Here is a 10,606-nt window from a genome sequence, read left to right as displayed (position 1 = left end):
AAATATTTGGAGTTCTCTTCAGAATTAACCGAATATGCGCAAATCAATTTTGATGATCCGGAGTCGGATATGTTTCGGTACAATGAACAAGCAAGTCTTATTGCCAAGATCATAAAGACCGATGATGGGGTTTTGCCCTCTCCCAATGCAATGATGGACGAAAATTTTATAATGCTGGGACATTTATACTACAACACTGATTATTTGGACAAATCCCGGCGTATGGTCTCCCTCATGGTGAACCCTCTGCAGGAGGCAGCCAGCAATTACGCAAAATGGACCTCTTTACTCCAGGAACACGCCTACCCATTTTACGAGATTGTGGTGGTGGGTGCCAACGCAAAAGAACTTTTAAGTGCTTTGCATTCGGAGTACATTCCCAACGCCCTCTTGGCGGGTAGTACTAATGCGAGCGACTTGCCCTTATTTAAAGACCGATATGTGGAAGGGGAGACCTATATTTATGTGTGCTATAATTATACCTGCAAGTTACCCGTAAAAACTGTTACGGAAGCCTTGCAGCAACTACAGGATTTTCAGGTGTATTGACCTTCACCAATTGCAGGGGTTCATTATTCTTGGCAATTAGTACGTACGGTTGTCCTTTTATGTTGATCCGCATCATATCTTTTACATCACCCGGGGTAAACCAGCCACTTTTATAACTGCTTACCGGCTTAAAGTTGCCGTGCCCATCTCCCATCAAATAAAGACCGTTACTGGCATCGCTACGTGGGGTCTCCACCTCAGAGCTGTATAGGTTACCTGCTATCACAACATCTAAATGGGTATCGGCATTAAAATCGGCTACCAGTATCTGATTGATACTCGAGATCTGGGCCATGTTGGGCAGTGCGTGCTTTATAAAACCTTGTCCTGTGTTTTCCAGATAAACACTGGCAAAAGAAGTTACCTGATAATGCAGGGCATTTTCCAGGTATTGCTCCGTATATACATCTTCTAGCGTAGCTGTGGAAAAAGAGGCATAATCCTCAAATTTCTTTTTGATGGCCGGAATTTGCTGAGATGAGCATTCTCGCCCGCGCAAAGGATATTTCTTTCCTCCGTTGAAATAACTCAGAACGATATCTGAAGTTCCACTCTTGTCAAAATCACTGTAATAAATATCGAAGGTTTCCTTTTCATTGGCCTTGTATTTGTAATTCAATCCCAGGTTACCGACTATATAATCCATATCCCCATCTGTATCAAAATCTCCCTCCTGAATGCTAAACCACCAACCGGTAGAGGATGCTAATCCATTCTTGTCTGTGGCATTCTCAAAGGTGCCATTCGCATTCTTCAGTACCGTAATAGGCATCCATTCTCCTGTAATTAGCAGATCTTCCCAACCATCACCATCATAATCCGTCCAAATCGCGTCTGTGACCATTCCCAGATCCTGGAGGAACGGAGCTACGTCCTCGGTTACATCTTTAAATTCGGCTCCTCCCTTGGCAGTACTTATATTTTCCAGAATATAACTTTTGGCGGGTAATGGGTATTGCCCGGGCACCAATCTGCCTCCTACGAAGAGATCCAGATCTCCGTCCTTATCAAAATCTGATGCCTTAACCCTCGATCCGCTGGAGTACATTTCCGGCAGCGATCTCGCAGCTCTTGATAATTGTCCGTTGCCATCATTGAGATAAAGTCTGTCTTGCAGCAATTCAGATCCTGCTTCAAATTCGTTTCCGCCACTTACCATATACAGATCATTGTCGCCATCTCCTTCGGCATCGAAGATCAGGATGCCCAGGTCTTCGAAGACACTGTCACGGGCCACTGAGGGCATTTCCTTTCGTTCAAACCCGTTAGCGGTTTGAAAATAGATCCCAGCCTGATGGTTTGCGGCTCCTCCCACCACAAAATCGTCCTGCCCGTCGCCGTTGAGATCCCCTACACCTATCCCGGGTCCAAACATAGAGGTTTGATGGGGGAGCAGGATCTCCTTTATAAAATCGTTATAATAATTCTCCTCATGCCGGAAATCTACCCCCAGAGCTACCGTATTTTCTTTTTCAAAAAGGGTACTCTTTTCTTTGTCTTCGACTGGAGAAACCGATTTCGCATTGCTGTAATTCAGTGTATATGCTTTATTAAGCGCAAGGTCTGTGATCAGTTCTTCTTTTCCATCGGGCCAATGCACCAGAAGGCTGTCTAGCATAGTTTGTTCTCCAAATCCGAAGTGCAACCGCGGGGCAGTAGACGATTGAAACCCGCGTGTTAGGGTCATCTCCTGAAATTGTCTTTGACCCTTGCCCATAGCTGTAAGCTGTACCCCAATTCCAAACCCATTTTTCTCTGGGCCCTTAAAATTGAAGCTTGCATAACTACCCCTGGCAGCACTCATATTTTCGAATACAGAGGCATCATCGTCTATATTATTGGTAATGATCTCCAGATCCCCATCATTGTCCAGATCTGCATATACGGAGCCATTGGAAAATCCTTCGAAAGAAATACCCCATTCCTTATTCATTTGGGTAAAGGTGAGGTCTTTGTTATTTCTAAAAGCAAAGTTGTCTATTGGTTCAGAAGGTAGATCCATAGTGCGTTGCAGCAGATTGTCCATTGGTCTTCCTTCTTTTACCCAGTTCAGAAAGAAGTCGCGATTATTGATCTCCCTCCGGGTACCGTTGGATATAAAAATATCCTTCCACCCGTCATTGTCCAGGTCTGCCATGATAGGACCCCAGCTCCAATCGGTAGAGGAGACTCCTGCCAATCTGGAGATATTGCTAAAATCCGGCAAGGAATCATTCAGCATTCCATTGTTGAGTTGCAGGCTATTTTGCATGTATTGGTAGTGAAAACCAGAATTAACGGTACTCCAGAAAAGATCGGGGTTCATACTGGCCATATTGGCCTTGGACCTCCGGTTGACATTGGCGGTCATGTCTACTTGTAAAATATCTAGCAGATCATCATTATTGAAATCTGCAATATCAACGCCCATCCCGTAAAAGGCAGTATTCTTGGTTACTCTTTTTACTTCTTCGGAAAAGGTGCCATTTTTATTGTTTATAAAAAGATAATCTGGAGTAGAAAAGTCATTAGAAATATAGAGGTCTGGCCATCCATCTTTGTTCAGGTCACCGACAGTTGCACTTAGGGAGAGCCCAAAGGTGATTAGTCCGGCCTCTTTGGTGACATCCACATAGCTACCGTCGTCATTTCGGTATAGTTTATCGGTTTCCAGAGGTTTGGGATATTTTTGTTTAAACTGGTAAAAACTATTGGGTGCATCAAATCGGGTAGGGGGGTAATTGGCAACATAGACGTCCAGATCCCCATCCAGGTCGTAATCAAAAAAGGTGGCTTGTACGCTGTTTCCGGGATCGGCCAGACCATAATCTGAGGCTTTTTCGGTAAAGGTCAGATCGCCATTGTTGATAAACAGTTGATTTTCCTTAATCCCAAATTTCCCTCCTACCGAACAGTAGATGTCTAAAAGTCCGTCGTGGTTCACATCGGCCATCGTAGTGCCGGTATACCATCTGTCATCGCCGGAGATCCCTGCGCTTTCAGAGACGTCCTCAAACTGCATATTCCCTTTGTTCAGGTAAAGTTTGTTGGGGACCATATTACCGGTAAAGAAAAGATCTATGAGTCCGTCGTTATTGATATCTCCTGCAGAGACCCCGCCACCCATATAGATATAGGCATAGGTAAAATAGTTGAGAGAATCATTCTCCGTAAGCTGGTTTTTAAAAGCTATACCTGTATCTTCTTTGTTTAGCTTAGTGAAGATTCGATTCGAATTCGATTGGGAATCGGTACATGAACTAAGTACCAAAAGGATTATTATAGCAATATATAAGATAGTCTTCATAAAAATCAGGTCTCAAAGCTTAAATATAGGAATTCGCACCTATTTTAAAAACAAAAGACAGGGCATTTAACATGCCCTGTCTTTATTTTAGATTGGTTTGTTTTATTAGAACCCGGGATTCTGAACAATCACCCCACCACTTAAATCGATCGCGTTGATCGGTATTGGCAAAAGGTTCATGCTAGGCATATAGGTGCCTGCTTTTTGTCCAAAATTAGCAATGGTACGTGCTTCGTTCTGCACATAAGTGTTAATGACACTTTCTGCCACACCCCATCTTCTAAGATCGAACAGGCGATGACCTTCCATGGCTAGTTCCAGTCGTCGCTCGAAGCGAACAGCCTTTCGGGCAAAATCCTGATCTGCGAATGAAGCATAAGGTTCTATCTGATAATTGGCAGCATCAGCGGTACCTGAAGCATCCTGAAGATACGTCATATTTTTGGCCCGGTTTCTTACCTGATTAACATAGTCTAATGCTGTCGCTAAATCACCACCTTCAACAGCCGCTTCTGCTGCCATAAGCAGCACATCGGCATAACGCATGATATGGTAGTTTACTCCGGAGAACTGTTGTCCCCAGGGTCCTGTTCCCTGATTTCCTGTTTCACTAGCCTGATATACATTTTTCCGTGGCAAATAAGGCCCGGAAATATCGGCAGGGGTAGCCCGGATCCATTCTTGTCCAGGATGGATTCCATATCCGTTGTATTCAAGACCTCTTCTTCCTGCGGTGTAATCTAGGCGAGGATCTAAAGGACCTGTATGAGGAGTAAACGGATCTGCGCTAGCAATTCCATAATCATTTGTTACATCCGTTTGGTTAAAAGTATCCAAAAGCGGTAGACCTGTACCATCTGTCTGATAAGCATTTACCAGATCCTGGGTAGGTTGGTAAAAACCACAACAAAATCCTAAGGCATTCGGGAAATTTAAAGTACCCCCTTGGTTCCCGTTCCAGGAAATACTTCCGCCTGGAGTGAACTGAATGGAAAAAACAGGTTCTGAGCCGTTTTCACCCGCCAGGGAGAAATTTGCTAAAAATTCCGGGTTAAGGGAATAAGGTCCGTTATTGATCACATCAGTAAACAAAGTTAAAGCTGCAGCAAAATCTTGCTGAAACATATGAGCTTTCCCAAGAAATGCCTTGGCCGTCCATGACGTTGGACGCCCTATTTCGGCTTGTGTGGGAGGTAAATTATCGATAGCAAATTGGAAATCTGCTTCAATTTGATCCCAAATGGGGCCTGTATTAGGCTGGTTGAACTCCGTGTTCGCAAAATTTTCTTCTGAGATATAAGAAACATTCCCAAACATTTTTTGCAGTTCAAAATTATAGTGTCCTCTTAGGAAACGGGCCTCAGCTAGTTTCGAAGTAAAGTCGCCTTCTGGGATTTTGCTGATCAGGTCAATAACTGCATTGGCTCTGTTCACCCCGGCATACCTGCTATCCCACATGGACAAGTAGGGGTTACCTGCAGTCCAGTCATATATTTCCAGAAGATAGAGGTCTGCCTGGTCCCCATCCGTACTTCCCTTGTGGGCGTCATCGGAAATTACATCGAGCCACCAGTTGTCTCCGGATCCGTTCCATTCTGCTCCTGGAGCATTGTTTCGGATACCATCGAGCGTAGAATAGGCACCTACAAGGAGCAAGTCAACACCGGTCTCATTAAGAAGGGTTGCATCACTCAGCGCCCCTATTGCCGGAACTTCGCTAAACTCATCGTTACAAGCAAAAACCAGAGCGATTATGGTTACATAATAAAAGAATCTCTTTTTCATTTTTTTAAAATTTTGTGTTAATACCTATAGTAATTATCTGTGCCACCGGGTAAACAGGGTTAGGACCATCTACAGCCAAGGAAAGGTTATCGTTCGAAATTACTTCCGGATCCAATCCTGTGTAATCTGTAATAGTGAACAAGTTGGTTCCCTGTATATACAGTCGTAACATGTCCAAACCGATGCTACCGGCAATATCATCAGCAAAGGTGTACCCTATTTGTAGATTCTTCATTCGCAAAAAGGATGCGTCTTCTACAAAATAAGAATTTGCGCTTGTCTCATTATTGGTAATACTCTGACTTAATGCAGGCAGTGTAGCATTGGTATTTGAAGCTGTCCACGAATCTAGTACCCGTGTGCTTTGGTTAGACCCAAAGAATGTAGGGAAGTCTGTAAAGATCTTCTGATAGTTATATGCATCGTTACCCTGTGATCCTGAGAAAAAGGCAGACATATCAAATCCTTTATAACCAAGACTTATATTTACACCATAAGTGAAATCGGGGTGTGGGCTACCAATATAAGTACGGTCGTTATCATCACTGATACCATCGCCATTCACATCTTCGTAGGTCCATCGGCCGGTGCTGTCAAAGCCTGTTATCCTGCGGCCGAAGAATTCGGATATAGCACGCCCTTCTTCAGTACGTGTTACAGCTCCACCTCTAAGGTCTGTCCTACCTGACTGGAAATCACTAATCAAATTTTTAACCTCATTTTTATAGTGTGAGATATTTGCATTGATGGCATACGTTAGTCCATAACTGGTTTCGTGACTATAGTTAATTCCTAAATCAAAACCGGTGTTTTGGATATCTCCCAGGTTTACCAGAGGTGCAGAAGCATCGATGGCGGTAGTACTGATAAGACTATTATCTCGTGTAATCAAATCCTCGGTATCTATATCAAAATACTCAAAAGATACGGTGAGGTCATTATTGAAAAGTCCCATTTCGAATCCAAAGTTAGTGGTAACACTGGTTTCCCATTTTAGATCAGGGTTCCCTACCTGGCTGAGTATGGCCCCTGTAGCAATAGAACTTCCGTCCAATGAATAATTAGCGAGATTTTCGCTCAGATTCGAAATATTAATTGTTGGATTGCTCGCAGGCAGGGTCTGGTTCCCCAATTGTCCGTAAGATGCCTTTAGTTTTAGTCTGCTGATGACCCCGTCTTTTGGGAAAAAGTCTTCATCACTCACTAACCAACCTGCACTAAAGGAAGGAAATGTTTGGCTCTGGTTATCCCCGAGGAAACGAGATGATTTATCGTTTCTTAAAGTCACTGTGGCAAAATATTTTCCCTGGTAGGAGTAATTTGCGGTGCCAAAGAGGGAGAATAGTGTATTACCTCCATCATAGGCGAAATCTACATTAGGAAGACTACTACCATTGCTTAATAAATAGAAATCAGGGGTTTCAAACAAATAACCTTGTCTACTGATCCCTTTCCCTTTGCTTTGCTCCTCAACAGCTTCCACACCGACAAGTGCATTAATGTTATGCTCGCCAATTACAGTGTTGTAATTAAGTACGTTATTCCATGTCCAGGAATAATTGTTAATATCCTGCTCAAACATGGTGTTGGTGGCTAATGGCTCACTGAATTCTGGATCAAGTGCCTGAAACCTTCTCTGCGTGAAATTTTCCATGTTTCCACTAAAGGTAGTCTTAAAGCTAAGCCCTTCGTAAAGTTGGGCTCTCAAATAGATGTCCCCGAATACACGGAATATCTTATTGTAATTATCTGATCCTCTCGCGAGCAGCGCCACAGGGTTTCGGGTATTACTTAAGCCTGTAGAGGTTGGTCCTGTTCCTGCAAAATCTCCTTCATCATCAAAAACCGGTACCAATGGCGAAAACCTGTAGGCCATGTTAATTGCCTCGAGAGTTCCTTCATTCTGATTCGAAAAAGAGGCGTTGAGGTGTTCTCCGATTGTAATATATTTTCCGACTTTGAATTCAGAATTCAGTCGGGTAACCCCTTGCTTAAATCCTGTCTCATTCAAAATACCTCCACGATTAAGGTAGTTGGCGGACATAAAGTATTTACCCGTCTCATTACCATTGGAAATGGAGATGTCAAAATTCTGGGTAGGTGCATCCCGGGTAATTGCATCAAACCAATTTGTACCATTAGGTTGATTAACGGTGGCCGACCTGGGTGCCCTGGTGATAGGGTCGTAAGAGTCAACCCTCGTGTATCCCTGAACTGTGGTTGGAACAACTGGAGTTGGGCCACTTCCGTATTGAGGGTGAGATACTGCTACACCATCATTACGCAAGGCCTGGAAGATATATTCCCCATGCTGCTGAACATTTAACATGTCAGGAAGATTCGTTGCTCTTGAAACCCCTGTATACGCATTAAAGGTAACGGTAGGTTTTGACTGATTATAACTACCACCTTTTGTGGTGATGATTACTACCCCGTTAGAAGCCCTTGCTCCATAAATAGCCGCCGCACCATCTTTTAATACGTTGATTTGATCTATGTCTCCCGGGTTAATACTATTAAGGATAGAAGGATTATCGGTCTGAACACCATCTATAATATAAAGTGGGTTGGTATTATTGCTGGTACCAAAACCACGAATAACAACTTTTGGAGAGCTACCGGGCGTACCTGAATTTGTCACGGTGACCCCTGTAACACGACCTTCCAATGCTTCCGCCGCGTTCACCAATGGTGCTTTGGTAGCCTCGCTAATATCAACGGATGCAACAGATCCTGTAATATCACCCCTTGTTTGAGATGAGTATCCTGTCACAACTACCTCAGATAGTTGGCTGGCATCTTCTGCCATTTGCACATTTATGATGCTCTGACCATTTATTGGTATTTCTTGCCTTGCAAAACCAATATAACTGAACACCAGAACAGCATCACTACTAGCCGTAATGGTATAATTGCCATCAAAATCGGTTTGAGTGCCATTGGTGGTGCCTTTTACCAATACACTGGCTCCGGGTAGTGGACCTCCCAGATCATCTGTTACTGTTCCTGTAATGGTGGATTGAACATTTTCTTTGTCAATTTTGTCCGGATCCGTATTTACGTTGGCATAGGCCAAGGACCCTGACAGAAAAAGAAGCAAAGAAAAAGCCCCGATCGCGGTTGAATTGGCAAGTGCCATCCATGTTCTGGACTTTAGCACAAGCTGAGTAATTAGTCGATTCATAATCGTGTCTAGTTAAGTTAGTTAATGATAATTTCTTTAAGCCATTTAACATTGTTCAGTCGCAATCGTTTGCGTGGAAGTGTTAAAAATTTTAAGAATAAAGATTAATATTACTAAAAATATGTGAAAATCAAATTAGGATTATTATTTTTTTTTCACCGTGTTGTTAATTCTCACTAGATAATCCGGAAGTGTTAATATTTATCATTTTGGAATTTTGAGATAGTTTATTAGTAAATTGAGTTCTATTACATCAGGCTAAACAGCACTGAGTATTTATTATAATTTTTAACTTGTAGACCTATCCAAATAAAATACTATGCAAATAAAAGAAACTGCTGTTCAGTACGATGCGATCATAGTTGGCTCTGGTGCAGGCGGTGGGATGTCTGCCAAGGTTTTGGCAGATGCAGGACTCAAAATTGCGGTGGTTGAAGCCGGACCTTATTTTGATCCTGCCGACCCTAAACAAATGACTCAGCTAAAATGGCCCTATGAATCACCCCGAAGAGGAGCAGGTACCTCCCGTGTTTTTGGAGAGTTCGACATGGCCTATGGGGGCTGGGAAATAGAAGGAGAACCGTACACCCAAAAAAACGGCACCAATTTTTACTGGTTTCGATCTCATATGCTGGGAGGGCGCACCAATCATTGGGGCAGAATTTCACTTCGCTTTGGGCCAAAAGATTTTAAGCACAAGGATGTGGATGGTCTTGGCGACAACTGGCCCATTGGCTATGAAGATGTTAAACCCTATTACGACAAGGTAGACAAGCTCATTGGAGTATTTGGAACCAATGAAGGGCTGCCAAATGATCCGGACGGATTTTTCCTTCCTCCACCTAAACCAAGATTACACGAACTTTTTTATATCAAAGGTGCAAGGAACCTCAATATACCAGTGATTCCATCCAGGATGTCCATGCTCACCAAAAAAATTAATAATGAGAGAGGAGTTTGCTTTTACTGTGGGCAGTGTTCAAGAGCTTGCCAGGTGTATGCCGACTTTTCATCCGGGTCCTGTCTTATCTTTCCCGCGCAAAAGAGTGGCGGCCAGATAGACCTTTATGTAAATTCGGTAGTTAGGGAAGTTACGACCAATGAAGAAGGAAAGGCCACCGGGGTGTCCTATATAAATAAGGAAGATCGGAAAGAATACAAACTAAAAGGTAAAGTAGTGGTGCTGGCGGCTTCTGCATGCAGTTCCGCACGTATCCTGCTTAACTCAAAAAGTAAACAACATCCTAATGGGTTAGGCAACAGTAGTAATATGGTTGGAAAATATCTGCACGATTCTACAGGCAGCAGCAGGGCCGGTTTTATCCCTGGTCTTATGAATCGCAAGATGTATAACGAGGATGGTGTAGGAGGGATGCACGTGTACACGCCTTGGTGGTTAGACAATAAAAACCTGGATTTCCCCCGGGGCTACCATATAGAGGTGTGGGGCGGAATCGGAATGCCTAACTACGGTTTTGGATTTAACCCTAATGATTTTAATAAATTCTTTGGGTTGCCAACCGGCGGTTATGGGGCCGGTTTACGTGAAGATGTAAAAAAATACTACGGTTCAGTTATTGGCTTTGGCGGCAGGGGAGAAGCCATTGCCAGAGAAGATAACTATTGTGAGATCGATCCTACGACCGTAGACGAATTTGGTATTCCGGTGCTTCGTTTTAATTATAAATGGTCCGATTTTGAAAGAAACCAGGCCAAACACATGCAGAGCACTTTTGAAGAACTCATTCATAGTATGGGTGGAGAACCTCTTGGAGACACACCCACCAAAGAACAGGATTACG

At 43.3% G+C, this 10,606-nt stretch carries 4 protein-coding genes and 1 pseudogene; 2 read left to right on the top strand and 3 right to left on the bottom strand.

Going from position 1 to position 10,606, the window contains the following annotated elements; all coding sequences use genetic code 11:
* Window positions 1–549 (top strand): annotated as a pseudogene (locus WBM49_RS07880) (thioredoxin domain-containing protein); the annotation flags it as partial.
* On the opposite strand, the gene WBM49_RS07875 reads toward WBM49_RS07880, so the two are convergent.
* The 3 genes from WBM49_RS07875 to WBM49_RS07865 form a co-directional block, all read right to left on the bottom strand.
* Window positions 506–3,835: an FG-GAP-like repeat-containing protein gene (locus WBM49_RS07875; RefSeq protein WP_424371505.1), complete on the bottom strand. Its 3,330-nt coding sequence runs from the start codon at window positions 3,833–3,835 to the stop codon at window positions 506–508. The pseudogene WBM49_RS07880 and the gene WBM49_RS07875 sit on opposite strands and share 44 nt — an antisense overlap.
* Before the next feature lie 105 nt (window positions 3,836–3,940).
* Window positions 3,941–5,620: a RagB/SusD family nutrient uptake outer membrane protein gene (locus WBM49_RS07870; protein ID WP_424371504.1), complete on the bottom strand. Its 1,680-nt coding sequence runs from the start codon at window positions 5,618–5,620 to the stop codon at window positions 3,941–3,943.
* A 4-nt stretch (window positions 5,621–5,624) separates the two neighbouring features.
* Entirely contained in the window at window positions 5,625–8,804 is a 3,180-nt protein-coding gene (locus WBM49_RS07865) for a SusC/RagA family TonB-linked outer membrane protein (protein WP_424371503.1), read from the bottom strand.
* Window positions 8,805–9,123: 319 nt separating this feature from the next.
* On the opposite strand from WBM49_RS07865, the gene WBM49_RS07860 reads away from it, so the two are divergent.
* A partial coding sequence (locus tag WBM49_RS07860) for a GMC family oxidoreductase N-terminal domain-containing protein (protein ID WP_424371502.1) occupies window positions 9,124–10,606 on the top strand: 1,483 nt, incomplete at its 3' end.

This window comes from Muriicola sp. (genome assembly GCF_049669965.1).
Lineage (GTDB): Bacteria > Bacteroidota > Bacteroidia > Flavobacteriales > Flavobacteriaceae > Muriicola.
The sequence above is the reverse complement of the archived record's forward strand: the minus strand, read 5'-3'. Positions and strand labels throughout refer to the sequence as shown.

Excerpts from the sequence above, each read along its gene's own strand:
- WBM49_RS07875 (WP_424371505.1), bottom strand. The coding sequence starts at position 3,835 with ATGAAGACTATCTTATATATTGCTATAATAATCCTTTTGGTACTTAGT.
- WBM49_RS07870 (WP_424371504.1), bottom strand. The coding sequence starts at position 5,620 with ATGAAAAAGAGATTCTTTTATTATGTAACCATAATCGCTCTGGTTTTT.
- WBM49_RS07865 (WP_424371503.1), bottom strand. The coding sequence starts at position 8,804 with ATGAATCGACTAATTACTCAGCTTGTGCTAAAGTCCAGAACATGGATG.